The following is a 25,039-nucleotide window of genomic DNA, read 5'->3' as shown; positions in this document are numbered from 1 at the left end:
ACCACCTATGAAAAGACTTGCAGCCTCTCTCCTCCTGTCTGCCTTCGGCGCGCTTGGCGCCGTGCCACAGGCACTCGCCGTCGATCTTACGCTCGGCCATGTGCTCAGCGAAGACAGCCATTACCACGCCGCCGCCACCAAGTTCGCCGAACTCGTTTCGGAAAAAAGCAAGGGCGATATCAACGTGACCGTTTTCCCCGCCGGCCAGCTCGGCGGCGAAGTGCAGATGATCCAGAATGCGCGCTCGGGCGCTATCGACCTCGTGGTGACCGGCGAGCCGCCGCTGGAAAACACCGTTCCCGAGCTTGCCGTGCTTTCGCTGCCCTATCTGTTCGACACGACCGACGCCGCAAATGCCGCGCTTCAGGGCAAGGCGGGCGACAAGCTGCTCAGCTATATTGACAAGCACGATCTGGTCGGTCTCGGCTTCGTCTCCGTGTTCGAGCGCAGCGTCTATGGCACAAAGCCCGTGCGTTCGCTCGATGACATGAAGGGTTTCAAGATCCGCGTGATCCAGGGACCCGGCTTCGTCGGCGCTTATGAAGCGCTCGGCGCCCAGTCCACCCCCATGGCCTACAGCGAAGTCTTCCTCGCTCTACAGAGCGGCGTGGTGGATGGTGCCGAAGCCTCTCCCGAACAGCTAATCCAGGACAAGTTCGTGGAAGCCACCAAGTATTTCAACCTGACGCGCGTGCACCACATGGCCGCGACCATGATCATGTCGAAAGCCGCCTTCGACCGCCTGACGCCAGAACAGCAGGCCATCGTGCGCGAGGCCGGCAAGGAGGCATCCGCCGCATCCATCGACGTCTACAAGAAGAACGCGGCGGACGGCCTTGAAGAGCTGAAGAAAGCCGGCATCGAGATCATCGAGCCAGACCTTGCTCCCTTCATGGAAAAGGCACGCGGCGCCTGGGACGGTCTTCTCGCCAATATCCCAGAAGGCAAGGAAAACCTTGAACTGCTGACGGCAAAATAATCCGCCGGAGAAGCGGACTGGAAGATTTGCGGCGGCCTGCGGGCCGCCGTTCCTTTTTGGGTCTTACCTGACCTTCGCAGCCAGGCTCTCGATCAGATCGCCAGGCAGAAGGGGAGCCGGCCGCACCTGGCGCATGATCCAGGATTGGAAGGCAAGGCTCAGATCGTTCGAGCTCTTGTCCTCGGGCACGACCACATAATAGCTGAATTCGGTTTCCATCGGCAGGTCAGCCACGATGACAAGCCGACCGGCGGCGACTTCCTCCTCGATGAGGTAGCTTGGCAGAAGCGCAACGCCGAGACCGGCAAGAGCTGCCGCGATCACCATGGAGAACTGGTCGAAGCGGTGCCCACGATATGAGTGTTCGGTCGCCACGTCGCTGCGCGTGAACCAGTCTTCCCAGAGTTTCGGTCTTGTATCCAGATGCAGAAGCGGCAGCTGAGCGACCTCCGCCGCCTCGAAGCGCCGGGCCCCCTTCAGAAATCCGGGCGCGGCCACCGGCACCACGATTTCGCTGCACAGAAAGGTGCAGCTTGCATGCGGCCAGCTCGGGCGTCCGTAGTGAATTGCCAGGTCGAAGCTCTCGGAGGTGAGATCGAAGGGCGTGCTGCGCGAGGACAGACTGACCTGTATGCCCGGCTGGCGAGCCAAGAAATCCGGCAGGCGCGGAATGAGCCAACGGCGCGCGAAGGTCGGCAGGGTGGCAATGGTGAGCGCGCCCGTCAGCCCCCGAGTGCCCATGGCACGCAGGGTCATGTGTTCGGTGCGCGAGAGGATGTCGCGCACGTCGGTCAACAGGCGCTTGCCGCTTTCCGACAACACCACACGCTGGCGCACCCGCTCGAACAGCGTGATACCGAGCCGCTCTTCAAGCACCTTGATCTGGCGGCTGATGGCGCTCTGGCTCAGGTCCAGCTCGGCAGCGGCGAGCGTGAAGCTTTCATAGCGCGCCGCTGCCTCGAAGGCCTGCAACGCATTGAGATCGGGCATTCGGCTGCGGCTGAAAGTCATGCGCGTATTCGATCAACCTGGATCTATTTCACCCGCATATCGCATGGTTGATCCGATTGGCGCAAGATGTCCGCATCACGAAGACAATGCTCACAGAAGGCGAATGTAAAAGGGCGGCCCATGGGCCGCCCATGATGCACAGACGAGAAAGCGGTTGGCCGTGAGTGGGATCAACCCTTGGCCTCAGGAACGGCAGGCACCTGCCAATCGCTCCACAGTTTCGCAATGGCTGCATAGTCGTCGCGCGAATAACCCGCGCGGGACGCCATTTCATAGACCGAATGCGAAGCCTGAATGGCAAAGAGGGGAACGCCCTCCGTCTGGGCCAGATCGAGCGCGAGGCGCGAATCCTTGCGTGCAGCGTCGAGCGGCATGCCTCCCTCATAGTCACCTTCCACCACCCGCTTGGCGAAACGATAGGTCAGAGGACGATGCAGGCCCATCTGAGGATCGGACAGAAGACCGATCAGCTTGTCGATGGAAACGCCGGTCGCCGTCGCCATGGAGCCGGCCTCTGCCACAACCACCATGACCGCATGGGCAACGGCATTGTTGATGACCTTGGCGGCGGCGCCCGTTCCCAGATCGCCGAACACGATCTGCTTTTCCGCAATCGCGTCGAGCACGGGGCGGCAGGCTGCGATAGCCCCCTCCTCGCCACCGATGAGGAGGGAGGCGGTGCCCGCTTCCATCTGGCTGACACCAGCCATGAGGGAGGCATCAATGATGCGAATGCCATGCGGCGCCAGCACGTCGCGGCACGCGATCACGTCTTCAGGATTGACGGTGGAGGTTTCCACCACCACGGCATCCTTGGGCAGATGCGGGCCGATCTGGCGGAGGACCGCTACCGACGCCTTGGGGCTCGGCAGGCAGAGAACCACGACCGGCGTGGCCGACAATGCCTGCGGATCGGCGATGACGTCGGCGCCAAGCTCGGCTTTCGCCTTGGCCAGCATTCCCTCGTTCAGGTCGAACACCTGCACCGGAAAGCGGGCGGCGATGCGCGTTGCTAGCGGAAAGCCCATATTGCCGAGACCGTAGACGGCAACTTTCGATATGTCGGTCATTGATGCTCCAGAACTTCTTTCTCGTGTTGAGGACGGATCACTTCGCGATCGGCAAAGGCTTTTCGTGCAAGCCGAAGAACATGCTCTTCACCTGGGCGTAGAGCCGGAGGCCGTCGATGCCCTTCTCGCGGCCGATACCGCTGTCCTTGAAACCACCGAAGGGCGTGCTCGTTACGGACTGCTTGTAGGTGTTGATCCAGACGGAGCCCGCATCCAGGGCGCGGCCGATGCGCCATGCCTTCTTGAAGCTCTCCGTCCAGATGCCGCAGGCAAGGCCGAAATCGGTGCCATTGGCCTTCTCCACCAGATCGGCCTCATCCTTGAAGGAGAGCACGACCAGAACCGGGCCGAAGGCTTCTTCCTGGCAGGAAACGGCATCGTAGGGCAGTCCATCGATGATGGTCGGCAGGTAATAGGCGCCGGCTTCGTACTCGGCGCCTTCAGGCGCTGCACCACCACACAGGATCCGCCCGCCTTCTGCCCGGGCCCGCTCCACAAAGGCGCTGACGCGGTCGCGGTGATGGAATGAGGCAAGCGGCCCCACCTCGACGCCCTTGGCATCAGGAGCGGCAACGACGATGCGCTTCGCCCGCTCGACGAGGCGCGACACCACCTCGTCATAGACGCTCTCCTCGACGAGGAGGCGCGAACCGGCAACGCAGGACTGGCCTGAAGAGCCGAAAATACCGGCCGCAACAGCGGCAACCGCATGCTCGATGTCCGCATCGGCGAACACCACATGGGGAGACTTCCCGCCAAGCTCCAGCGCCACGGGAACGATGCGCTCACCGGCAACGCTGCCGATGGCCCGGCCCGTCGCAGTGCCGCCCGTAAACGAAATCATGCCGACACCCGGATGCGCGACGAGGGCGGCGCCGATGCCTGCGCCACGCCCCTGCACGACCTGCAGGAGCCCATCCGGCAGACCGGCTGCCGCCGCAATGCGGGCGAGCTCCGGCGCAAGCAGCGGCGAATCCTCGGACGGCTTGAGAATGACGGCATTGCCTGCGGCCAGCGCCGGGGCCACCTTGGCCGCATCGTTCATGATCGGCGAGTTCCACGGCGTGATCGCCGCCACGACGCCATAGGGCTCAAGCACGGTGAAGGACACATAGTCGCCACGCCGGGGCGTGACGTCGGTTTCCAGCGTTTCGCAGACCGAGGCGTAGTAACGGAACGTGCCGACTGCATAATCGACCATGCCCCGGCACTCCGAGATCGGCTTGCCGTTGTCACGCATCTGAAGCGTCGCAAGCGCCTCCTTCTCCGCCAGAAGGCCATTGGCGATGGCATGAAGCACCTCCGCCCGCTTGTGTGGCATCAGGTCCTTCCAGCCGGAAGTGCGAAAAGCCGTCTGCGCACGGGCGACAATCGCCTCCAGCTCTTCGGGATCGGTGACCGCCACACGCGCGACCTCGCTACCGTCGGCGGGGTTGATGCTGACGAGTTCATCGGCGTTCGTGCGAATATCCATGCCCTTATCCTGGCCTGTGTTCTGTGTTGTCTGTTCGGTGCGCATTTCAGGTGGAAGCGGCTTCGTTCTTCCTGCCGCGCCCGCGCACCAGCGGGAGAGCGAGGATCGCCACGACCGCAATGACCAGCGCAATCGAGATCGGCGACGAGACGAAGGAGAGAGGATCGCCACGCGCGATGAGAAGCGCCTGGCGGAAGGAGGATTCCGCCATGGGACCGAGGATTGCTCCCAGTACGATGGGCGCAATCGGATAGCCTGAGCGGGACAGGACATAGCCCATCAAACCGAAGCCGAGCATCAGCCAGACATCAGCCATCGCATTCGTTGAGGCATAGGTGCCTAGTGAGCAGATGATGAGGATCATCGGCGCCAGCAGTGCCGCGGGAATACGCAGCATGTTCACGAATAGCTTCGCTCCGATCAGCCCCAGGCCCAGCATGAGGAAGGCTGTGATCAGCATCTGCCACATGAAGCCATAGACCACGTCCGCATGCTGGCTGAAGAGCGCCGGGCCGGGATTGAGACCCTGGATCAGCATGGCTCCCATCATGAGCGCCGCCACGGAATTGCCCGGCACACCGAGCGCCAGCGTGGGGATCAGCGAGGAGGCGTTATCGGCATTGTTGGCGCATTCGGAAGCCGCGATGCCGCGTGGATCACCTTTGCCGAACAGGGCGGAGTCCTTGGCCGCACGTTTTTCCTCGGCATAGCCCAGAATGCCCGCGAGATTACCGCCCGCGCCCGGCATGATGCCGATCACGACGCCAATCAGGCCGGACCGGATCCAGGTCTTGGTGAGCGTGAATGCCTCGCGCACCTTGAGACCCGCGCCGGTCAAATCTGCACGGCCATCTCCATTCGCGGAGGACGCGAGCATGGCCAGAGCCGGAGGTACGGCGAACAGCCCCGTGAGCATGACCGCGAGATCGATGCCGCCCGCAATATGCCTGATGCCGAAGACCAGCCTTTCGGACCCCGTCATCATGTCCATTCCGACAAGACCGACGGCGACGCCGATCATCGCGGACGCCAGCCCCTTGGCCGGCGCGCCCGCCAGAAGCAGCGACACGCTGGTGAGGCCGAAGACGGCAACCCAGAAATACTCGGTCGGGCCGAACTGCAGCGCCAGCGAAACCAGCGGCGGCGCAATGACCATGAGTGCCAGAGCGCTGATGATCGATCCTGCCGTGGAAGAAACAAGCGCGATGTGCAGCGCATATTTCGCCCGCCCCGCCTGTGCCAGAGGATAACCATCGAACGTCGTGGCCACCGCCGAGGGAGTGCCTGGAATGCGCATCAGGATTGCGGGAATAGCCCCGCCATACATGGAGCCATTGTAGATGCCGGCCATCATGCCAAGCGCCACGAGCGGCGACATGGTGTAGGTGAACGGCAGAAGCAGCGCCATTGCCAGAGTGGCGGTAAGGCCGGGAATTGCACCGACAAGAATGCCGGCGGCGGTGCCCACGATCATCGCCAGGATGCTGTCCAGAATGAGCGCGTGCGGAAGACCGGATAGAACTTCGACCATATCAGCCTCCGAGGATCAGTTCCGCCGGGAAGGGCTGGGCGAAGGCGAGGTTGAAAACGACATAAGCCATGATGACAAAGGCAACCGTGCCGACGGCGATGCGGAGAAAGTTGCGGTCTCCGCCGAGAAGCGCCATCGCGGGAATGAATGCGATCGATGCGGTCAGGAAACCGATCTGACCAGCAAGGAAAATGAAGGCAGCGAGCATGCCAAGTCCGACGAAACCCCGGACCAGCGGGGCCTCTTCCGTCATGCGCGTCTCGCGGTCGAGCCTGGCGACGGAGACCGCCGACAGCGCAATCATCGCGCTGCCGACGGCAATCGGGAAATAGGCACTCGCCCCGGCCTGCCGCGCGCCGTCCCAGACCACGACGCCACCCGCCAGCGCTACGGCGAGAGCCACCGCCAGCCGCTCAAGCGGCCGGACGGGGTTTCCCTCGAGCTTTTCAGGCTCTACTGCCACGGGGACTCGTCCCACATGGCCTGGTAGTCCTTGCGCAGCTGTTCCACGTGCTTCTGGAACGCTTCGGTCGGCATGTAGCTGACCTCTGTGTAGAGCTCCTTGTTGCGCTCGATGAAAGCGGGATTCTTCGCCACAGCCTCGATAGCCGCCGCGAGCTTCTCAACGATTGCCGGATCGGTTCCAGCCGGAACGCCGACACCGCGCTCGGAGAGCATTTCGACGTCATAGCCGAGCGACTTGGCGGTCGGCACGTCGGGAGCGAGCGGCGAGGTTTCGGGGCCAAACTGGGCGAGGATCTTCACCTTGCCTTCCTGGGCATTGGGCATCGCCTCGCCGAGGTTCAGGGCCGCGGCCGAAACGTGGCCGCCCATCAGCGCCGTGCGCGCCGCACCTGCCGAAGCGAACGGTACGTGGGTGAACTCAGCGCCGGTCGCCTTGGCGAGATAGCGCATGGCAAGGTGGTCGTCGGTGCCCACACCCGTGGTGCCGATGGTGACTGCGCCTGGGTTCTCCTTGGCGTATGCAATCAGCTCTTCAAGCGTGTTGAACGGGCTGTTGCCGGGAACCGAGATCGCCGAAGGATCACGCACCAGACCCGCAACGGGAATGATCTGCTCCGGCTTGAAGGCTGCATCCTTGGTGATCGGAATGGTCAGCATGGGCGGCAGGTTGAGAATGCCCATCGTGTAACCGTCGGGCTTGGCATCGGCGAGGGCGGCATGCCCCACTTCACCGGCAGCACCCGGACGGTTCACAACGACGATCGACTGGCCGAGCTCCTTCTCCAGCAGGGGCTGGAGCGTGCGCGCGGTCACGTCGGTGCCGCCGCCGGCACCATAGGCGACAAGGAGTTCAAGCGGCTTTTCGGGCCAATCCGCCAATGCGGGGCCGGCAGAAATGAGAACGGCCGCAGCGGCGGTCATGAGATTTCTAAGCAATATAACCTCCCAGGTATGATGCGGTCGGATCACTTTGCCCGTCCGCCGAATTGAGCGGGCGAACCATACGTCCAGAAGCAAAGCCGGCAAGTGTTTTTGGGGCGGCATTTGCGGCGGCGCCAAAGCCGATATAAAAGCTGGCAGGATTATCGATAATCAGGTGGCGAACCATGGCGCGGCACGGAACCATGACAGAGACGGCGGTTTCCGAAATCGTCTCGGTGCTCGAACAGGATATCATCTTTGGCCGTTTCCTGCCCAAGCAGCGGCTTTACGAGGACGAATTCATCGTCCGCTTCTCGACGAAACGGCATATCGTTCGCGCTGCCCTGCATGAGCTTGAGCGCAAGGGCATCGTCGAGCGCCACCCGAACCGGGGAGCGGCTGTGCGCTATTTTTCGCGACCGGAAGTCGCTGCACTTTACGAGCTCCGCGTCATCCTTCACGAGGCGGCCGCAAGACGTATCCGGATTCCGGCCAACCCTGAATGGTTCGCCGAACTTGAGGCCGCGCGGGATGCCCATGCCGATGCTGTGGCTGCGCGCGATCTCGGGCTCGTTTTCCAGACCAACACGTTGTTTCACCGCAAACTGTTCGAGGGGACGGAAAACGCCTACCTGTCCGAAGCCATCGAGACCTCGAATGCCAAGACCCATGGCATCCGCTCGCATGGACTCGGCCTGCCTTCGCTGCTGGAGAAGGCAAGGGCGGAACATTTCGCGATGGTGGACGCCATCAGGGACGGAGATGTCGAGGAACTCGCCCGGCTCTGCATCGACCATATGCAGCCGGCACGTGCCTTCTACGAGGAAAAATACTGCGGCGTTCTTTAAAGCATACGGCCGTCAGGTGGGATGAGTAACAGGCGCGGCGACAGCGTCGAGCCCCGCGACATCAGCCGCTGAGGCTCGAAGCCGGTTCGTTCAATCCAGGAGCTTTGCAACCGCCAGCATGCCCGGATCGTCGCTGCCGATGCTGCGTTCGGCGAACATGCGCGCGCGGCCAATGCGGCAAGGCATCGGCCGCATCTGATCGAGCGCATCGTTTGCAGCCCGTTGTGCCGTCTCCAGACTGACCGGGCCTTGCGCCAGATAGCGGGTCAGATAATCGAAACTGTCGACAACCGTCTTGTCTCCCACGGAAGCTTTGCCGCGTGCGGAGATCGCATCGCGGATCGCCTCGACGATCATGGGCAGATCCGCCGTTTCGGGCGTGCGTCCGGACGCCTCGATTTCCTTGGCCTTCCTGGCCAGCGTCATGGCCGCCGTGGCCACCAGACTGCCGAGGCTCGATCCGGTTTCCTTCATGGCTGCTGCGGCGGCGCGCTTGGCCGCGTCGGAAGCGGTTTCGGCCCCACCTGCCCCCGCATGCGCCATCGCGGCCATTACACGCCGCAGCATGGAACCCGTATCGCCATCGCCCAGGCGCGCATCGGCAGCGTTGAGCGCCTGCTCGCTCGCCGCCGCGTTCTCGTTGAGGCGCTCCAGGAACGTTGCTATCGCTTGCGGCCCGATGCTCATGAAACGCTCCAGAACGGGCATTTCGCCGGGGCGGTCATCAAGGCTTCAAGCTCATCGTCGAGTTTCATCAGCGACAGGGAGGCTCCCGCCATCTCCATGGAGGTGACATAATTGCCGATGACTGGCGGCAGATATTCGATGCCCGCCTGCGCAAGCCGCTCGCCGACCCGGCGCCACAGGATGTAGAGCTCCTCAAGCGGTGTCGCCCCGAGACCGTTGACGAGAACGCACAGCTTGTCGCCCCGCTTCACATCGAGTTCCGGCAGAAGGCGCTCCAGCATGCCGTCGGCGACCTTGTCGGCGCTTGAAAGCTCCGACCGCCAGATGCCTGGCTCGCCGTGGATGCCCATGCCGAATTCCATCTCATTGTCGGCAATCTCGAAATTGGGCGCATCCGCCGTCGGCACCTGACATGGGGCGAGCGCCACGCCGATGCTGCGCGTGGCCGCATTGGCCTTGCGCGCCGCGGCGGCAACGCCCGCAAGGTCGCGTCCTTCTGCGGCAGCGGCACCCGCAGCCTTGTAGACCAGGACGATGCCGGCAACGCCACGCCGTTTGTTGCCCTCCTCCGGAGCAGCGCTCGCCACGTCATCGGTGCCCAGAACCGTGTCGCAGGCGATGTCGTCCAGCTCGGCCATCTCGATCGCCGTATCGAAGTTCATCCGGTCGCCGCCATAATTTCCATAAAGGCAGAGAACCCCCGCCCCGTGATCGGCAGCGCGGATTGCATCGATGCAGCTCTGCGCCGTCGGCCCCTCGAACACATTGCCGATGGCGCAAGCATCGGTGAAGCCTTCTCCGACATAGCCGGTGAACAGAGGCAGATGACCTGAGCCGCCACCGGTGGCAATGCCGACCTGGCCGGAGGGTGCTGGCTGCGAGCGGCTGACGCAACGCCCGCTTTCCCCACCCAGCGAGAGAGAGGCATGTGCGGACACCAGGCCGGCAAGCATCTCCTCTACATAATTGTTGGGATCGTTGATGAGTTTCTTCATGAGGCAGGCTCCCAGGTGAATTTCCGTCAACCCTTGACCGCGCCGGACAGGACACCGCGCAGGAAATAGCGTTGAACGAGACTGAAAAGGACGACGACAGGAACAGTCGCCAGTGTTCCGAGCGCCATGATCTCTCCCCAGCGTATGTCGAAGGATGTGATGAACTCGGAGATACCCACCGGCACGGTCTTCAGGTCGCTCGAGGTCATGACGATGCTGGCGAACAGGAACTCGTTCCATGAAAGGACGAACACGAAGATCGCCACCGAAAAGATGCCCGGCAGGGACAATGGCAACACGATGCGAATGAAAGTTCCAAGATAGGAGCAGCCATCCACCCATGCCGCCTCGTCGATCTCGCGCGGGAGCGTTTCGAAGAAGCTCTTGAGCATCCAGACCGCGAAGGGAAAGGTCAGAATCGTGTGGCAGATCACCAGGCCGATGCGCGTGTCGATCAGGGACAGCGTGTTGAGGATCATATAGATCGGCACGAACAGGACGATGGCCGGGAACATATAGGTAACGAGCGCGGCAATCAGGAAGGCGGACTTGCCCGGAAAATCGAAACGGGTGATCGCATAGGCGGCCAGAGTGCCGATGACCAGGCAGAATATCGTCGACGAAAGGCCGACCACCAGACTGTTCCAGAAGAACACTGCCGCGCCGCTGTCACGGAAGACGGTGACATACCAGTTGATCGTCCAGTGATCGGCGAGAATGCGCGGCGGCGAGGAAAAGAGCTGATCGGCAGGCTTGATGGAGGAGATGACCATCCAGGCGAGTGGCAGCGCAATGAAGGCTGCAAGCGCCACGGCAACCGCATAGCTGCCGAAACGGTTCCACAATGGATTGGATGCCGTTGGGGATATCGCGGGCGTGCTCATGGACGGGCTCCCGAGGTTGCGCGGATGACAAGGCCGTAGATCGCGATCACGACGAGAATCATGACGCCGAGCGAAACCGCGAGCGCAGATCCATAGCCAAAACGGAAGAAGCCCATCGTTTCCTGGTAGATCCAGATCGGCCAGTGCTCGGTGCTGCCGGCCGGCCCACCCTTGGTGATAAGCCAGATGATGTCGAAGAAGGTCACGGTCCAGATGAAACGAAGCACCAGAAGAACCTTCGTCACGTTCCACAGATTGGGCAGCGTGACGAAACGGAACTGCTGCATCGTGGTCGCGCCGTCGACCTGCGCGGCCTCATACTGCTCCGGCGGGATCGCCTGCAACGCTGCCCAGTAGGAGATCATGACGAAGGGGAAACCGCGCCAGATATTGGCAAGGATGACGCTCCACATCGCTCCGGAGGGAAGCGCGAGCGGGGACTGGTCGGGCGCCAGAAGACCCATGTCCTGAAAGGATACGGCCACGATGCCGAAGGAGCCGTCGAGCATCCAGCGCCAGAAGAGGGCGAGCGCAATGACAGGGACCACATAGGGCAACAGCAGGATGGAACGAATGGCTCCCATGCCCGGAATGTCGCGGTTGATCGCCAATGCGGCGACCAGACCCAGGCCGAACTGTCCAATCAGCGACCAGAAAGTCCAGATGCCGGTGTTTATGAGAACCGGCCACAATTTCGGAGCATTGGCCAGTTCCTGATAATTGCGAAAGCCGACGAATTTTTCCGCACCGGTAAAGGCGTCGACAGCGACGAAGGAAAGGCGGATCGCCTCCCAGACGGGGTAAGCCACGAAGACGGCCATGAACAGAATGGCCGGAGTGGCAAAGGCCAGTCCGGTGAAGGCGCGTCCGCGCGCGGCGGCATTAGCGGCGTTGGACATGAAGGCTCCGGAAAGCGGTTCAGGCCGGGCGCGATGCCCGGCCTGCGTTCACACGGGATTAGTTGCCCAGGATCGAGATCTGGTACTGCAGCTGGGAATCGATCTGGGTGATCGCCTCTTCCGGCGTGATGCGACCGAGCGCTGCCGACTGGATGGCATCACCGATGAAGGTGGTGGCCTCGATCTGGCCGGTCAGCGGGTTGAGGCCTGCCTCCTGGCCATAGCGATACCAGTGCTCCATGACTTGGCCGAAAATGGTCTCCAGCTCCGGCTTGAAGCGCTTCACATATTCGTTCGACTGGTAGGTCTCGCTGTCGAAGGCGCTCTGGGTCGCCGGAACCGCGAAGATCGGACGGCTGTTGGCGCGGGCGGCAACGCGTTCGGGTGTGTACATGCACTTGAGGAGCTTCTTGGCCGCAATCTCGCGCTCGGGCGTCGATTTCGCCACCAGATAATAGTAGCCACCATTCAGGGAAGCCGCCGCCGGCTTGTCGGCCGACGGACCGGGCATCGGGAAGACGCCCATATTGTCGAGCATCGAGGGATTCTGCTCCGCGGCGATGAGAACGACAGCGCCCCATTCGTTGGTCATGGCGAGCTTGCCCTGAACATAACCGTTGCGGAAGTCGTTCCAGGTCCATTCAACCGAAGCGGGGGGCGAGGCCTCCTTGTAGAGGTCGAGCATGAAGGTAAGCGCCCGGACCGCCTCGTCGTGATATTTGTCGAAGGCGTAGTCGCCGGTTTGCGGATCGAAGATCGTCCCGCCCGTGGAATAGAAGAACTGGAAAAAGGTCTGCGGCGCGACCAGCGAGCGGCCCATCGGAACCGCGAAACCATAGACGTCCGGTGTGCCATCGCCGTTTTCGTCGACCGTCAGCTTCTTGGCTGCCGCAAGAAGCTCGTCCCAGGATTTCGGTATCGCGATGCCTGCTTTCTCGAAGAGGTCCTTGCGGTACCAGACTTCCTGATGAAGGGCCCAGTCAGGCAGCCCCCACACGTCTCCATCCTTCGACACAGCATCCAGATAGGATTTGCGGAAATCGTCGCGGCCGAGTTCATCGACCACATCGCTGAGCGGCACCAGACCATCGCGTGACTGAACGAAGGCGACCGCGCCCTCAAGCGTGTTCATGATGTCGGGCGTCGATCCGTTGCGCATGGCAGTGATCAGGCGCGTGTACATGGAGCCGAAGGGGATGGTCTCGAAATTGACCGTAAGGCCATCCTGTTCTGCGCGGCATCCGTCGATCTGGGCCTTTATTACATCCGCCTGGCTCGCGGTGGTCAGGTTCGTCCAGAAAGTCAGCTCCTCTGCGCTGGCCGCCGTCACGGTCGAAAGACCCGACGTCGCCAGCAGCGCCAAGGCGACACCGTAATTGAGAATTTTCTTCATTTCACTCCTCCAGGGTATCGGCCCCTCCGAGGCCGCTTGGGCAGGTGGCAGACTTTTGCCCTTGCCATTATCCCATATTGTGGACTATTGTTCCGTTATGTCAAGTCTGGAGGGGGTACTTTCGACGATGCAAACCGTTCTGGAGGGCGAGCGCGCCATTCCGGTCCACGGACCTTATGACGTTGCGGTTGCAGGCGGTGGCACAGCGGGAATCCTCGCCGCCATTGCAGCGGCACGCGCCGGTGCATCCACAATACTCCTCGAACGCGGCGGCTTCTTCGGCGGGCATATCGCGACACAGCTCCTGGAACACAGCGCCGGCTGGTATGATGCGAACGGCCAGAAGGTGGTTGGCGGATTGCCGGACGAGCTGGTCGAGCGGCTAAAGCAGGCGGGCGGCTCGCCCGGTCATGTGACGGACGACACCGGCTACACGCGGATGCGCCTGCCGGTGGAGCACGAACTCTTCAAGTCCGTCGTGGTCGAATGGCTCGACGACGAGGGCGTTCAGGTCATGCCGCAATCGCCGGTCGCCGCGGCAATCGAGCGCGGTGGCCTTCTGCATGTGATCTGCGAAACCAAGAGTGGCCGGGTCGCGTTCGCCGCCAAGGCCGCCGTCGACACGACGGGCGACGCGGATCTGTGCGCGCGGGCCGGCTGCGATTTCCACCCGATGGACGCTATGCAGCCCGTTTCCATGCTGTTCAAGCTCGGCAATGTCGATCACGAGGCCGCCCTTGCCTATGTTTCGGCACACCCGGAAGACTTCAAGATGGAAGCCGGGTTCCCCGATTTTTCGGGGCGCAGCCACTATAATCTGTGGGGTTACGGCAGCCTTCTGAGGAAGGGCCGGGAGGCCGGCCTTCTTTCGCTCGATCGCAACGAAATGCATGTGGCCTGCCATGTGCACAGTAGGGAAGCCGTAATAAACGTCACGCGCTTTGCCGCCGATGCGACGGACACGTTTGCAATGGCCCGTGCCGAAGTGGCGCTGCGCCGTCAGGTCCGTGAATTCACCCGCTTCTTCCGGGAGATGATCCCCGGATACGAGAAGTCCTTTCTGTCAGCGACAGCTTCCTGCGTGGGCGTGCGCGAAAGCCGGCGTATCCGCGGCGTGTCGACCCTGATGGACGACGACGTGCGCAAGGGGCGCTGGTTCACGGACGCAGTGGCGCGCGGCGGTTTCCCAATCGACAGCCACGACGCGCACGGCAACAGCATGGACGGCACCGAACACGTGCCCGCCGGCTATGACATCCCGCTCTCGGTGCTTCTGCCGGAGAGCGGACCGAACATCATTGTCGCGGGCCGCAACATCTCGGCGGAAAGGCGCGCACTTGCCAGCGCACGCATCACCGGAACCTGCATGGCCATGGGCCAGGCCGCCGGTACCGCTGCCGCGCTCTCCGCGCTTGGCAATATGCCGCTGCGGCAGCTCGATGTCAGCGCCCTGCAAGACCGGCTTCGCCGGGACGGAGCGATCTTCGAAGCCGGGGGGCCCGCACAGCGCGGTTGATTGGAAGGCATGTCTTCGGTGCCTTCCGGGATCGAAGACACGCAACAAGGAAACGAAAACGCATGCGCCGCCACACCCGAAAGGCGGCAGCATCGGGAGGAATGAATGGCGGCCATCGCGCTCGAAAACATCGTGAAGCGCTTCGGAACCTTCGAAGTCATCAAGAGCATCGACCTGAAGATCCGGGAAGGCGAATTCGTGGTTCTGGTCGGCCCTTCCGGCTGTGGCAAATCCACCCTTCTGCGCCTGCTGGCGGGGCTGGAGGACGCAAGCGAAGGCACAATCACCATCGGTGACCGGCAGGTGCAGGGCCTGCCGCCGCAGCAGCGCAACATCGCCATGGTGTTCCAGAACTACGCCCTCTACCCACATTACACGGTGGAACAAAACATGGGGTTCGGCCTCAGGCTTCGCTCCATGCCCAAGGACCAGATCAAGGCAAAGGTGCACGAGGCGGCGCGCATTCTCGGGCTGGAGGACTATCTTGCCCGCTATCCGAAGAACCTTTCGGGCGGCCAGCGCCAGCGTGTCGCCATGGGGCGCGCCATCGTACGCGACCCGGACGTCTATCTCTTCGACGAACCGCTTTCCAATCTCGACGCGAAGCTTCGCATCGCCATGCGCACTGAGATCAAGGCTCTGCATCAGCGTCTTGGCCGCACGACCGTCTATGTGACCCACGATCAGGTGGAAGCCATGACCATGGCGGACCGCATCGTCATTCTGCGGCAAGGGGAGATCGCCCAGCAGGGTACACCGATGGAGCTCTACAACACCCCGGCAGATCGTTTCGTGGCTGGCTTCATCGGCGCGCCGACGATGAACTTCCTCGACGGACGGATAGAGCCCTGCGGCAGCGGAAGCACATTCCGCTTCGCCAATGGCGAGCATCTGCCGCTTGGCGCAGGAGCGCGCGAGGCGCGCGAGGCCGTGGCGGGCATCAGGCCGGAGCATCTGAGCGTCGGTGCGCCGGTTGAACAAGGACAGGGCCTCAACGGGCGGGTCTCGCTGATCGAGCCCACAGGGCCCTCCGACTACCTTCTCGTAGAGACGAATGCCGGAACCGTGACGGTGGTCGCAGCCAGCGGTGCGGCACAGCTCAACGAGCAGATCGGCCTCACGGCCAATGAATCGGCCTGGCATCTCTTTGAGCCCGGCGAGAACGGAAGGCGCATCTGACCGGAGTACCAGACCGGCCATATCGCATCTCCAGTCAGCGGACACCCGAAGGAACCAATCCGAAGGGGGGCCGCAACAAGCATCCATCCAATGAGGAGCGAACCCGAAATGAAACTCGACAAATCCGCCCTGAAGAAGAGCCTGACCGGCATTCTGCCCCCGGTGACGATGCCCTTCGACGAAAAGGGCCATCTTGTCCCGAACGCCATTGCACCGCAGATCGACTGGATCTTCGAAAGCGGCGCCGATGCGGTGGTCGCCGGCGGTTCCACCGGCGAAGGTCACGCCCTGAACGACGGTGAATTCCGCGACGCCATGGCGGCGACGCACGAGGCCGTGAATGGCCGCAAGCCCTTCGTCGCCGGCCTGATCGTCAACTCCACGCTGGAGGCCATCGAGCGCGTCAGGCTTCTCGACGGCATGAAGGTCGATGCGCTGCAGGTGACGCCGGTCCACTATCTCTTCAAGCCAGGCCCGGAAGCGACCATCGAGCATTTCCGCCAGATCTGGGAGGAATGCGGCATTCCGATCCTGATCTACAACGTCATTCCGTGGAACTATCTGTCTGCGGACCTGATGCTGAAGATCATGGATGAAGTGCCTGGCGTTGTCGGCATGAAGCAGTCTTCGGGCGACCTGAAGTCGCTTTCCGATCTGGTGCAGAGCGCCAAGCCGGACAATCTCGTTCTTTCCGGCATCGATGCGCTGCTCTATTCGGCATTCGCGATGGGGGCCGACGGCGCGATCTCGGCGCTGACATCCGCCCTTCCCGGCGCCACTTCGAAACTCTTCAAGCTGACCCGCGAGGGCAAGCACGAGGAGGCGCTCGAGATTCACTGGAAGCTGAACAGCCTCTGGAACGTCCTGCGGCACGACAACCTGCCGGCCTGCGTGAAATACATCCAGCACCGCCAGGGCCTGCCCATGTATGGTCCGCGCGCGCCGATGGAGCCTGTCAGCGCGGAGCAGAAAAAGGCGATCGACGCTGCGCTGAAAGGCCTGATCTGACTGAACATGCAGCCGGCCTGACAGGGGCTGGCTGCAACCGAACGCAGAAGAGCCCGCGGACCAATCCTGCCCGCGGGCTTTTTTTTGCCATGGCTATTTTGCGGACCGGGCTTGAGAGAAGCAGGCGCGATACGCCCTATGCCGTATAACCCAGCGCACGGGAAATGCGGTCGGCATGGTAGATCACGACCTTGGAGAGTTCCGGCACGCTTTCCTTGTGAAGCTGCCAGGAGGGGCCGGAGATCGAGAGCCCGGCGAAAACACGTCCATGCTGATTGCGGATCGGAGCGCCGATGCAGCGCAATCCCGGACGATGCTCGCCCTCGTCGACCGAATAACCCCGCTCACGAATCTCGGCCAGCTCGGCGCGAAGGACATCGCCATCCGTGATCGTGGTCTCGGTGAAGCGCTCGAGACCGCGCGCAATGAGACGCTCGACGACATCGCCAGGCTGAAAGGCCAGCGTGGCCTTTCCGACGCTCGTGCAATGAGCCGGCGCATTCTCGATCTGATCGGGCTTGGCACCCGTCTCGGACGTGCCGCCGGAACGGCGCACCACAACCGCGCGGAAACCATCGAATATCGCGACAGTGACCGTATTGCCCGTCATGCGCTCCAGAGCTTCCACGAAGGGATACGCCTCGCGGTGGATATCGAGATTTGAAAGGGCGACACTGCCGAGCTCGAACAGTTTCAGGCCCAGCCGGTAGGCGTCGCGCTCGCGGTCCTGGTCGAGAAAGCCGACCTCGCGCAGCGATGCCATGAGGCGGTGCGCCGTGGAACGGGGGTAGCCCGTACGCGCGCAGATATCGGACAGGGATAACGCACGATCATCAGTCGAAAAGCATTCGAGAACCCGGACCAGCTTGCCAAGAGACTTCATCCCCTCCTCGATATTGCGGCGAGGAATTTTGGTCTTTTTGTCTTTCACTGTCGCATCCATGGTTCTTCCCTGTTCTCCCGCCCGAACATAACGCAAATTTCCGATGCTTGCCAATATTGAGAGATTGTTTCCCATAATATGGACTGTTGACTTTCATCCTACAATACGGGACAGTATCCCTATCAGCGGATGAGCGGAATCCGACTTTTGTCCGATCGAGGGCAATCCGCTTCCAAAGGGAGGAAATCATGAAAAGACTTCTCCGCCTCGCGGCGGTTGGCGTGCTGACGTTCATGAGCGGGGCGGCAGCCCATGCCGAATATCCGGAAAAGGCCGTAACCATCATCGTGCCATGGGCAGCAGGCGGCGGATCCGACGCGACCGCGCGCATCGTCGCCAAGCTTCTCGAGGAAAAGCTTGGCCAGCCCTTCAATGTCGTCAACCGCACCGGCGGCGGCTCCGTGATCGGACATACGGAGATCTCCAAGGCTGACCCCGACGGCTATACGCTCGGCAACATCACCACGGAACTTTCGATGTTCCACTGGCTCGGCCAGACGGAGCTGAGCTACAAGGATTTCAAGCCCATCGGCCTCTTCAACGCCGATTACGGCGCCATCTTCGTTGCGGCGAACTCACCCTATAAATCGCTCCAGGACCTCGTCGATGCGGTCAAGAAGGACAGCAAGGCAATTGCGGGCGGCGGAGCGAATATCGGCGGCGTCAACCACCTTGCCTGGGCCTCCTTCGTGCAGGCGGCAGGTGGGCAAGAACCGTTCTGGGTTCCCAGCGAAGGTGCCGCACCGGCCCTGCAACTGCTGACCTCTGGCGCCATTCAGGCCGCCGTCGTGCAGTTTCCGGAAGCCCGCGCGCTTCTTGAAGCTGGCGAACTGCGGGCGCTCGCCACGCTTGGTACCAAGCGCAACGCCTCCTATCCCGACGTGCCGACCGTGGAAGAAGCGGCCGGACTCGACGTTTCGATCTCCGGCTGGCGCGGGCTCGCCGCCCCGCTGAACACACCTGACGAGGTGGTTTCAAAGATCGAGGCAACGCTTGCCGAAGTCACATCCTCGCAAGAATTCATCGACTTCATGAATTCGCGTCAGTTCGGCGTGAATTATCTCGGCAGCGCGGATTTCGAGAAATACCTCGCCGACCGGGACGCACAGTTCGGCGCTGCCCTCAAGGCGGCGGGACTTGCGAAGGAATGAGCGAGAAAAGCCCCGAAAGGGACATAAATGCGGAGAGCGGTTCAACGCTCTCCGAACTGCTTGCCGGCGCGGTTTCTGCTGCCGCCGGCGCTGGCATGTGGATCGGCACCGCATCGCTGACGCCCACCATTCCAGGAACCCTGATCGGTCCCGCGCTTCTTCCACGCATCTGTGCCGTGGGCTTTTTTGTGCTCGGTCTTCTGCTTCTCGCCAACAGCACACGCCACCTTCTGGCGCACGCGAATGCCAGCCGCAGCGCGACCGCGAGCCTGCGCACCGAGATCGCTGGTTTTTCGGTTCCCGTCCTTCTCGTCGCCGTGTGGCTTCTCGCGCCAACGATCGGCTTTCTTGCAACCACGGCCCTGGCCGGTTTCACACTCATGCGCCTGCGCGGCGGACCGTGGATCGGCTCGGCCGTCTGCGCGCTCCTGATCGTCGTCGCGGTGCATTTCCTGTTCACCGATGTCATGCGCATCCAGATGCCACAGGGCATGATCTACTGAGGGCGGCAACGCCATGGAAGCATTCATCCAGGCCGTCGGCCTGATCACGACCCCGCAAACTCTTGTCGCGATCGCCATCTCCTGTACTTTCGGCCTGTTTGTCGGTGCGATACCGGGCCTGAGCGCCACCATGGCGACCGCCCTTCTGGTGCCCTTCACCTTCTATCTCGATCCCATCCCCGCCATTGCGACGGTGATTGCCTGCACCACGATGGCGATCACGGCGGGCGACATACCCGCCGTCATGCTGCGCATCCCCGGCACACCGTCTTCGGCCGCCTATGCGGAGGAAGCCTATGCCATGACGCGCAAGGGCCAGGGGTCGCTCGCCATGGGCACGCTGCTTGTTTCGGCATGTATCGGCGGTTTCATCGGCTTCATCGTACTGGCGCTCGTGGCGCCCATGCTGGCAAAGGTCGCCCTGCGCTTTTCCAGTTTCGAATATTTCTGGCTCGCGGCGCTCGGCCTTTCCTGTGCAGCGCTGGTGAGCGGCGGCGGAATGATCAAGAGCGTCATTGCGCTGCTTACCGGCCTTGCGGCGGCAACGGTGGGCATGGACCCGCTGACCGCCACGCCGCGCTTCACCTTCGGCGTCACGGAGCTTTCCGGCGGATTGTCCTTCGTGCCGGCGATGATCGGCCTGTTTGCCGTGGGTGAATTAATGCGTGGCGATGCCGATGTGCGTGCCGCGTCGGGAGGACTTGTCGGGGGGGTGTTCAAAGGGGTCGGGTCGACACTTTCGAAATATCGCTACAGCCTGTTTCGCGGTGCCGGATTCGGCACGCTGATCGGCGCACTACCGGGTGCGGGCGGCGATCTGGGGGCATGGATTGCCTATGCCTTTTCCAAGCGTTTCTCGCGAACGCCCGAGCGCTATGGCAAAGGCCACCCCGAGGGGCTGGTGGAGGCCGGCGCCTGCAACAATGCAGCCCTGTGTTCCGCATGGATTCCGGCGATGGTGTTCGGCATTCCGGGCGACGCGGTAACCGCGATCGCAGTCGGCGTCCTGTTCATGAAAGGCCTCAATCCCGGCCCGCAGCTCATGACCGAGAATGTGCAGAACTTCTATGCGGTGATGCTCATCTTCGTGATCGCGAATGCGCTTATCATCCCGCTGGGCTGGCTGGCCATCCGAACCGCGCGCAGGCTGTTTTCGGTTCCACGCCACTATCTGGCCGGGGTGATCCTGATCTTCTCTATCGTCGGCTCTTATGCGGCGGTCAACTCGCTTTTCGGCATCGTCGTGATGGCCGGCTTCGGCGTGCTCGCCTGGTGGTTCGGCAAGGCCGGAATCCCCATCGCGCCGGTCATACTGGGCATGGTGATGGGGCCGCTCGTCGAGCAGAATTTCCTGACATCAATGATCATCAGCCGTGGCAATTTTCTCGGCTTCTTCGAGCGGCCGATTTCCGCGACCCTTGGGGTGATGTTCATTGCCATCTGGCTGGTGCCGCTGGCGATCAAACTCACGAGGCGACTACGCGCTCCGTGACCCCAAGTCAGCCGAGCAGGCGTTCGATCAGACGGCCGGCGGCGAGCGCCGTTTCATCGTCGCCATGCCGGGCGACGATCTGTAGCCCGAGGGTATTGCGCTCCGCCCTGGAGGTGGCGGGCATGGAGAGCACCGGCAAATCCAGATAATTGAAGGCTGCGGTGTAGGCGGCGACGTGGCCGTTCAGCTTCAGGATATCGCCATTGCCTTTCAAGGCCTTATACTGGCTGCGCAGGGGGGCGCGGGCAGGAGATACCGGCAAAAGCAGCACATCCACGCCCGACAAGACCTGTTCTGCGAAGCGTTGCCTCCGCGCAGCGCGCGCCTTCATCGCCGACAGATAGACCGGGGCGGGCGTGGCCAGTCCCTGCAACAGGCGTTCACGCACCTGCGGTCCGATCCAATCCGCGTGTGCCGTCAGGTTCGGCAGATGTGCCGCCGCCGCCTCCGACAGGAACACGCTACCCGCCAAGATATTCGTGTCCGCGAACGCGTCCCACCACCGTTCCTCGACGGGATAGCCCTCATCGCTCAAAAGCGCCGCGACATGTTCGAGCGCTTGCCCGACTTCAGGTTGCGGTGCAACCGGTAAAGAACCGGAGGCCAGCACGGCAAAGCGGAGGCGTCGCTCCTCAACGGTGCGGGCAGGCTTGCCCGCAAGGCATGAAAAGACAGCCGTGCAATCTTCCACCGAGCGCGCGAAGGGGCCGACCGTATCCAGTGTCGTCGACACGGGCAGTGCGCCTTCGGTGGAAATGCGGTCCGAACCGGGCTTGAGCGACACCACACCGCAGAAAGCGGCGGGAATCCGGTTCGAACCTCCGGTGTCGGTTCCCAACGCGGCAAAAACGAAGCGTCCGCCGACGGAAGCAGCGCTTCCGCTGGACGATCCTCCGGTGACGCGCGTTTGATCGAGAGGATTTTCGATTGCCCCGTAGACCGAGCTCCAGCCCGACGGACCCATGGCGAATTCCGACATGTGCAATGCGCCCATGTCGATGCCGCCCGACGAACGCAATGCATCGATCACGGGGGCACGTTCGCGACCCGTCTTGCCGAATCCGGCGTGGGCGCCAAAGCTCGTCGGCTCCCCCGGTACGGAGAACAAATCCTTTCGCGCCCAGGGCACGCCGCAGAGCGGAAGCGCATGGCGCTGATCCCGCCCGAGGGCATCGATGCGGGCCGCTTCGGCAAGTGCCTCATCGGGGCGCAAGCGAAGAAAATAGCCCGCCCCCATCTCCGACGACCCGATGCGCCGGAGGGCCGCACCGGTGAGTTCGGCCGCCGACACCTCACCCTTCGCGACATGGCCTGCGGCAGCAAGGAGAGACCCGTCCAGAATTGCATCCAGATCACTCATCAACGGCCTCGTCGTTCGCAAAGGATTCGAGATGCCAGCCATTTTCGACCGACATCGCGATTATTCGTGAGCACATCCCGCTCAATCCCGCGGCGATGCGCTCCGCTGCCTGCGGATCCGGCTCAAGGCCATACACTTCCAGCAAGAGCGGCAGGGCAGCGTTTTCCGGCATTAAAGAGTGCGCTCCATCACCGCGTCGAAATTCGTCACCGGCGGGAACGCCTCACGGTCGATCACGATGTCCAGCACACAGGGCCTGTCGGAAGCCATGCCCTTTGCCAGGGCATCGACAAGCTGCTGCCGTGTCTGCACGCGGTAACCGTCGGCACCGAGCGCACGGGCGGCAGCTGCATAATCGACCGTTCCGAAATCATTCGCCTCGTGAACCACATTCCCGTTCCAGCGATATTTCTGCTCATGGTACTCGAAAGCAAGGCTGGAATTGTTGAAGACCAGCACGAGAACCGGGAGCCGGTAGCGAACCGCCGTTTCAATGTCGGCCAGGTGATATCCCACACCACCGTCCCCGATGATGCAGACCGTCTTTTCCTTGCGCGCAAGCTGCACGCCCAGCGAAGCAGGAAGCGCCCAGCCGAGGGAACCGACCGCCCGGAAGAATCCGTCATAGCGCTCAATCGGAAAGACCACACCGGTCCACGCAGCCATGTAGCCGGTATCGGCAACAAGCGCGATTTCGCTCGCGTGCTTGCGCAGCTCGCCAAGGATGGCGAAGGGTGTCAGCTGGGACGCCTCGCCATCGCTGGCGATGCGCTCCTCCAGCCGGCCGGCCCAGGCTGCGGCTTCCTTGCGGCAATGATCGAGCCAGCCCGCCTGCGATGCCCTTGCGGTCGCTCCGGCAGCAAGCGCATTCAATGCCGTGTTTGCGTCTGCGTGAACAGGCAACGCCGGAAAATAAGGATTGATGAAGGCGGTCGGATCCGTGTCGATCTGGATGAGATCGGCCGCCGGGGAAGGAATGGTGTATCCATTCGTGGAAAGACCGCCGAGACGGCTGCCCACCGCAATCACGCAATCGGCCTCTGCCAAAAGCCGGTTGGCCGCAACGGAGGAATAGCGCCCGACAATGCCGCAGAAATTGTCATGCGTGCTCAGAACGGCCGGCTTGCCGCCCATGGTGGCCATGATCGGAATGCCGGCGGCCTCAGAAAGCGAGGCCACGGCGGCGCCCGCATCGCCTAGACGTGCGCCCTCGCCCACCAGCAGGACGGGACGCTGCGCCTTTTCCAGCTTTCCAAGCGCTTTCGCCAGCATGGCCTCGTCGAGAACCGGTGGCTGCGCCACAAGATGCAGAGGCTCGCCTGTACGGGCGCTACCCTTCACTTCGCGGGCGAAGAAATCCTTCGGCACATCGAGATGGGTCGGCCCGGGGCTGCCGGCCACGGCAGTGTGCAGCGCATGACGCAGAAGGCGCGGCGCATCCTGAGGAGTGGCAGCGGCACCGTTCCATTTCGTCACCGGTGCGAAGATGGTCGCCTGGTCGAGCGCCTGATATTCATTCGCATGCACCGCATTGGTTGCCGTCGAGCCCGTGAGCGCGACGACCGGAGACTGCGCCCAGAGGGAATCTGCCAACGCGGCGGCGACATTGGCAGCGCCCGGGCCGGCCTGCCCGTAGGTCACGCCGATCTTGCGGCTGGCGCGGGCATAGCCGTCAGCCATGTAGACCGCGCTTGCCTCGCTACGTCCCACAAGCATCCGGATCCCATGATCGCGCAGGGCGATCCACAACGGTTGATCACCGCCTGTGAGCATGAAGAAATTCTCCACGTCACACGCTTTTAAAGTATTCGCAAGCTCATCTGCGAGATTTTTATTTGATTCTTGCACCATTTTTCTTACTCGCTATAGTTAATACGATTCACGACATGAACCGATACATTGGAAGTGACAGGATGACTGAAGGAACCCCGAGTACACGATCGATCAATTCGATAAACCACATCTCGGAAAACGATCTCGGTGCCGTGGTCGTCGCCAGTTCTCACGGCGGGCTCTACAGCGCCTACAAGGCTGTGACCGCGCGGGTGCGCGGCATAATCCTCAACGATGCCGGACGAGGCCGCGACGATGCGGGCGTCGCCTCGCTGGATTTTTGCGGACGATATGGCGCTCCCGCGGCCGTCGTTTCGTATATGAGCGCCCGCATCGGCGATGTTGCCGACATGGAAGCGCGCGGCACGATCAGCGACTGCAACGAACTTGCCGCGCGGCTGGGCGTTACGCCGGGAATGCGCGTTGCGGACGCGACGGCCTGTTTGCTCCAGGGCGCTTTCACTGCTCCCGGCACGCCGGACGAGGTTTCCGAAACCCGCCATGAGGAGCCCCTGGCTCCTGGAGCCCAGCCGCTCGTCTGCATCGATTCCGCTTCGCTGATCAGGCCGGAGGATGCGGGACGGGTGGTTATCACCGGCTCGCATGGCGGCCTGATCGGCGGCGACCCGCACAAGGCGATCAATGTGGAATGCGCTTTCGCGGCATTTAACGATGCGGGTGTCGGCATCGATGATGCAGGCATCGGCCGGCTGGCTCCGCTCGACCGGCGCGGCATACCCGCCGTCACCGTGGACTATATGAGCGCACGGATCGGCGATGCCCGCTCCACATTGCATGACGGCGTCATCTCCCGTGCGAACGACGCGGCGGCGGCGCTCGGCATGGTGCGGGGCCGTCCACTCGCGCAGGCTTTGAGAGCCTGGCTGGCCGGCTGAC

General features: G+C 62.5%; 24 protein-coding genes. 9 read left to right on the top strand and 15 right to left on the bottom strand.

The genetic code is table 11. From position 1 onward, the window contains the following. Positions 1-7: 7 nt before the first annotated feature. Positions 8-979, top strand: a complete 972-nt coding sequence (locus NA8A_RS00530) for a TRAP transporter substrate-binding protein (RefSeq protein WP_009449255.1) — start codon at positions 8-10, stop codon at positions 977-979. A 63-nt stretch (positions 980-1,042) separates the two neighbouring features. On the opposite strand, the gene NA8A_RS00525 is transcribed toward NA8A_RS00530, so the two are convergent. The 6 genes from NA8A_RS00525 to NA8A_RS00500 form a co-directional block, all read right to left on the bottom strand. After that, positions 1,043-1,990: a LysR family transcriptional regulator gene (locus NA8A_RS00525; RefSeq protein WP_009449254.1), complete on the bottom strand. Its 948-nt coding sequence runs from the start codon at positions 1,988-1,990 to the stop codon at positions 1,043-1,045. A gap of 170 nt (positions 1,991-2,160) precedes the next feature. Continuing rightward, a complete protein-coding gene (locus NA8A_RS00520) occupies positions 2,161-3,060 on the bottom strand; it encodes an NAD(P)-dependent oxidoreductase (protein ID WP_009449253.1) in 900 nt (299 codons plus the stop codon). A 37-nt stretch (positions 3,061-3,097) separates the two neighbouring features. Next, a complete protein-coding gene (locus tag NA8A_RS00515; protein ID WP_040671551.1) occupies positions 3,098-4,534 on the bottom strand; it encodes an aldehyde dehydrogenase in 1,437 nt (478 codons plus the stop codon). Positions 4,535-4,580: 46 nt separating this feature from the next. After that, on the bottom strand, positions 4,581-6,065 hold the full coding sequence (locus NA8A_RS00510; RefSeq protein WP_009449251.1) for a tripartite tricarboxylate transporter permease: 1,485 nt from the start codon (positions 6,063-6,065) through the stop codon (positions 4,581-4,583). Position 6,066: 1 nt separating this feature from the next. Next, positions 6,067-6,528, bottom strand: a complete 462-nt coding sequence (locus tag NA8A_RS00505; protein WP_009449250.1) for a tripartite tricarboxylate transporter TctB family protein — start codon at positions 6,526-6,528, stop codon at positions 6,067-6,069. After that, positions 6,519-7,466, bottom strand: a complete 948-nt coding sequence (locus NA8A_RS00500) for a tripartite tricarboxylate transporter substrate binding protein (RefSeq protein ID WP_143087919.1) — start codon at positions 7,464-7,466, stop codon at positions 6,519-6,521. Before NA8A_RS00500 ends, NA8A_RS00505 begins: the two co-directional genes overlap by 10 nt. A 170-nt stretch (positions 7,467-7,636) precedes the next feature. Here NA8A_RS00500 and NA8A_RS00490 point away from each other — a divergent pair, with 170 nt between their 5' ends. Continuing rightward, positions 7,637-8,299: a GntR family transcriptional regulator gene (locus tag NA8A_RS00490; protein ID WP_051017931.1), complete on the top strand. Its 663-nt coding sequence runs from the start codon at positions 7,637-7,639 to the stop codon at positions 8,297-8,299. 90 nt (positions 8,300-8,389) lie between these two features. Here the strand turns inward: NA8A_RS00490 and NA8A_RS00485 are convergent, their stop codons facing one another. Genes NA8A_RS00485 through NA8A_RS00465 form a run of 5 tightly spaced genes read right to left on the bottom strand, consistent with a single transcriptional unit; the run spans position 8,390 to position 13,157 of the window. Further along, positions 8,390-8,986 (bottom strand): DAK2 domain-containing protein, encoded by a 597-nt coding sequence (locus tag NA8A_RS00485; protein WP_009449246.1) that lies wholly within the window; start codon positions 8,984-8,986, stop codon positions 8,390-8,392. Beyond that, positions 8,983-9,981, bottom strand: a complete 999-nt coding sequence (locus NA8A_RS00480) for a dihydroxyacetone kinase subunit DhaK (protein ID WP_009449245.1) — start codon at positions 9,979-9,981, stop codon at positions 8,983-8,985. Before NA8A_RS00480 ends, NA8A_RS00485 begins: the two co-directional genes overlap by 4 nt. A gap of 26 nt (positions 9,982-10,007) precedes the next feature. Continuing rightward, positions 10,008-10,865, bottom strand: coding sequence for a carbohydrate ABC transporter permease (locus NA8A_RS00475; RefSeq protein WP_009449244.1), 858 nt, complete (start codon positions 10,863-10,865; stop codon positions 10,008-10,010). Next, a complete protein-coding gene (locus NA8A_RS00470) occupies positions 10,862-11,764 on the bottom strand; it encodes a carbohydrate ABC transporter permease (RefSeq protein WP_009449243.1) in 903 nt (300 codons plus the stop codon). The genes NA8A_RS00475 and NA8A_RS00470 overlap by 4 nt, the downstream gene beginning before the upstream one ends. 58 nt (positions 11,765-11,822) lie before the next feature. Beyond that, positions 11,823-13,157 carry an ABC transporter substrate-binding protein gene (locus tag NA8A_RS00465; RefSeq protein WP_009449242.1) on the bottom strand — a complete coding sequence of 445 codons (1,335 nt, stop codon included), beginning with the start codon at positions 13,155-13,157 and terminating at the stop codon, positions 11,823-11,825. 127 nt (positions 13,158-13,284) lie between these two features. Here NA8A_RS00465 and NA8A_RS00460 point away from each other — a divergent pair, with 127 nt between their 5' ends. From NA8A_RS00460 to NA8A_RS00450, 3 genes are all read left to right on the top strand, one after another. Beyond that, entirely contained in the window at positions 13,285-14,673 is a 1,389-nt protein-coding gene (locus tag NA8A_RS00460; RefSeq protein WP_009449241.1) for an FAD-dependent oxidoreductase, read from the top strand. Between the two features lie 105 nt (positions 14,674-14,778). Then, complete coding sequence (locus NA8A_RS00455; RefSeq protein WP_009449240.1) at positions 14,779-15,852, top strand: ABC transporter ATP-binding protein; 1,074 nt, start codon at positions 14,779-14,781, stop codon at positions 15,850-15,852. A 108-nt stretch (positions 15,853-15,960) separates the two neighbouring features. Continuing rightward, on the top strand, positions 15,961-16,860 hold the full coding sequence (locus tag NA8A_RS00450; RefSeq protein WP_009449239.1) for a dihydrodipicolinate synthase family protein: 900 nt from the start codon (positions 15,961-15,963) through the stop codon (positions 16,858-16,860). Between the two features lie 136 nt (positions 16,861-16,996). Here NA8A_RS00450 and NA8A_RS00445 read toward each other — a convergent pair whose 3' ends face one another. Next, positions 16,997-17,791 (bottom strand): IclR family transcriptional regulator, encoded by a 795-nt coding sequence (locus NA8A_RS00445; RefSeq protein WP_240532711.1) that lies wholly within the window; start codon positions 17,789-17,791, stop codon positions 16,997-16,999. Positions 17,792-17,991: 200 nt separating this feature from the next. Between NA8A_RS00445 and NA8A_RS00440 the strand changes: the two genes are divergently transcribed. Genes NA8A_RS00440 through NA8A_RS00430 form a run of 3 tightly spaced genes read left to right on the top strand, consistent with a single transcriptional unit; the run spans position 17,992 to position 20,949 of the window. Continuing rightward, a complete protein-coding gene (locus NA8A_RS00440; protein ID WP_009449237.1) occupies positions 17,992-18,954 on the top strand; it encodes a tripartite tricarboxylate transporter substrate binding protein in 963 nt (320 codons plus the stop codon). Then, on the top strand, positions 18,951-19,457 hold the full coding sequence (locus NA8A_RS00435; protein ID WP_009449236.1) for a tripartite tricarboxylate transporter TctB family protein: 507 nt from the start codon (positions 18,951-18,953) through the stop codon (positions 19,455-19,457). Before NA8A_RS00440 ends, NA8A_RS00435 begins: the two co-directional genes overlap by 4 nt. Positions 19,458-19,470: 13 nt before the next feature. After that, entirely contained in the window at positions 19,471-20,949 is a 1,479-nt protein-coding gene (locus NA8A_RS00430) for a tripartite tricarboxylate transporter permease (RefSeq protein WP_009449235.1), read from the top strand. A 7-nt stretch (positions 20,950-20,956) separates the two neighbouring features. Here NA8A_RS00430 and NA8A_RS00425 read toward each other — a convergent pair whose 3' ends face one another. The 3 genes from NA8A_RS00425 to NA8A_RS00410 are packed head-to-tail and all read right to left on the bottom strand — an operon-like array spanning position 20,957 to position 24,160. Continuing rightward, a complete protein-coding gene (locus tag NA8A_RS00425; protein ID WP_009449234.1) occupies positions 20,957-22,309 on the bottom strand; it encodes an amidase in 1,353 nt (450 codons plus the stop codon). Further along, positions 22,302-22,481 (bottom strand): hypothetical protein, encoded by a 180-nt coding sequence (locus NA8A_RS00415; RefSeq protein ID WP_040671457.1) that lies wholly within the window; start codon positions 22,479-22,481, stop codon positions 22,302-22,304. The genes NA8A_RS00425 and NA8A_RS00415 overlap by 8 nt, the downstream gene beginning before the upstream one ends. Beyond that, on the bottom strand, positions 22,481-24,160 hold the full coding sequence (locus NA8A_RS00410; protein WP_074896580.1) for a thiamine pyrophosphate-binding protein: 1,680 nt from the start codon (positions 24,158-24,160) through the stop codon (positions 22,481-22,483). Before NA8A_RS00410 ends, NA8A_RS00415 begins: the two co-directional genes overlap by 1 nt. A gap of 62 nt (positions 24,161-24,222) precedes the next feature. On the opposite strand from NA8A_RS00410, the gene NA8A_RS00405 reads away from it, so the two are divergent. Continuing rightward, positions 24,223-25,038: a hypothetical protein gene (locus NA8A_RS00405; RefSeq protein ID WP_009449232.1), complete on the top strand. Its 816-nt coding sequence runs from the start codon at positions 24,223-24,225 to the stop codon at positions 25,036-25,038. Position 25,039: the final 1 nt, after the last annotated feature.

The sequence above is a fragment of the Nitratireductor indicus C115 genome (assembly GCF_000300515.1).
GTDB lineage: Bacteria > Pseudomonadota > Alphaproteobacteria > Rhizobiales > Rhizobiaceae > Nitratireductor > Nitratireductor indicus.
The sequence above is the reverse complement of the archived record's forward strand: the minus strand, read 5'-3'. Positions and strand labels throughout refer to the sequence as shown.

Bases quoted from the DNA above. Each gene is read 5' to 3' on its own strand.
- NA8A_RS00530 (WP_009449255.1), top strand. From the start codon at position 8: ATGAAAAGACTTGCAGCCTCTCTCCTCCTGTCTGCCTTCGGCGCGCTT.
- NA8A_RS00525 (WP_009449254.1), bottom strand. From the start codon at position 1,990: ATGACTTTCAGCCGCAGCCGAATGCCCGATCTCAATGCGTTGCAGGCC.
- NA8A_RS00520 (WP_009449253.1), bottom strand. From the start codon at position 3,060: ATGACCGACATATCGAAAGTTGCCGTCTACGGTCTCGGCAATATGGGC.
- NA8A_RS00515 (WP_040671551.1), bottom strand. From the start codon at position 4,534: ATGGATATTCGCACGAACGCCGATGAACTCGTCAGCATCAACCCCGCC.
- NA8A_RS00510 (WP_009449251.1), bottom strand. From the start codon at position 6,065: ATGGTCGAAGTTCTATCCGGTCTTCCGCACGCGCTCATTCTGGACAGC.
- NA8A_RS00490 (WP_051017931.1), top strand. From the start codon at position 7,637: ATGGCGCGGCACGGAACCATGACAGAGACGGCGGTTTCCGAAATCGTC.
- NA8A_RS00485 (WP_009449246.1), bottom strand. From the start codon at position 8,986: ATGAGCATCGGGCCGCAAGCGATAGCAACGTTCCTGGAGCGCCTCAAC.
- NA8A_RS00480 (WP_009449245.1), bottom strand. From the start codon at position 9,981: ATGAAGAAACTCATCAACGATCCCAACAATTATGTAGAGGAGATGCTT.
- NA8A_RS00475 (WP_009449244.1), bottom strand. From the start codon at position 10,865: ATGAGCACGCCCGCGATATCCCCAACGGCATCCAATCCATTGTGGAAC.
- NA8A_RS00470 (WP_009449243.1), bottom strand. From the start codon at position 11,764: ATGTCCAACGCCGCTAATGCCGCCGCGCGCGGACGCGCCTTCACCGGA.
- NA8A_RS00465 (WP_009449242.1), bottom strand. From the start codon at position 13,157: ATGAAGAAAATTCTCAATTACGGTGTCGCCTTGGCGCTGCTGGCGACG.
- NA8A_RS00460 (WP_009449241.1), top strand. From the start codon at position 13,285: ATGCAAACCGTTCTGGAGGGCGAGCGCGCCATTCCGGTCCACGGACCT.
- NA8A_RS00455 (WP_009449240.1), top strand. From the start codon at position 14,779: ATGGCGGCCATCGCGCTCGAAAACATCGTGAAGCGCTTCGGAACCTTC.
- NA8A_RS00450 (WP_009449239.1), top strand. From the start codon at position 15,961: ATGAAACTCGACAAATCCGCCCTGAAGAAGAGCCTGACCGGCATTCTG.
- NA8A_RS00440 (WP_009449237.1), top strand. From the start codon at position 17,992: ATGAAAAGACTTCTCCGCCTCGCGGCGGTTGGCGTGCTGACGTTCATG.
- NA8A_RS00435 (WP_009449236.1), top strand. From the start codon at position 18,951: ATGAGCGAGAAAAGCCCCGAAAGGGACATAAATGCGGAGAGCGGTTCA.
- NA8A_RS00430 (WP_009449235.1), top strand. From the start codon at position 19,471: ATGGAAGCATTCATCCAGGCCGTCGGCCTGATCACGACCCCGCAAACT.
- NA8A_RS00425 (WP_009449234.1), bottom strand. From the start codon at position 22,309: ATGAGTGATCTGGATGCAATTCTGGACGGGTCTCTCCTTGCTGCCGCA.
- NA8A_RS00415 (WP_040671457.1), bottom strand. From the start codon at position 22,481: ATGCCGGAAAACGCTGCCCTGCCGCTCTTGCTGGAAGTGTATGGCCTT.
- NA8A_RS00410 (WP_074896580.1), bottom strand. From the start codon at position 24,160: ATGGTGCAAGAATCAAATAAAAATCTCGCAGATGAGCTTGCGAATACT.
- NA8A_RS00405 (WP_009449232.1), top strand. From the start codon at position 24,223: ATGACTGAAGGAACCCCGAGTACACGATCGATCAATTCGATAAACCAC.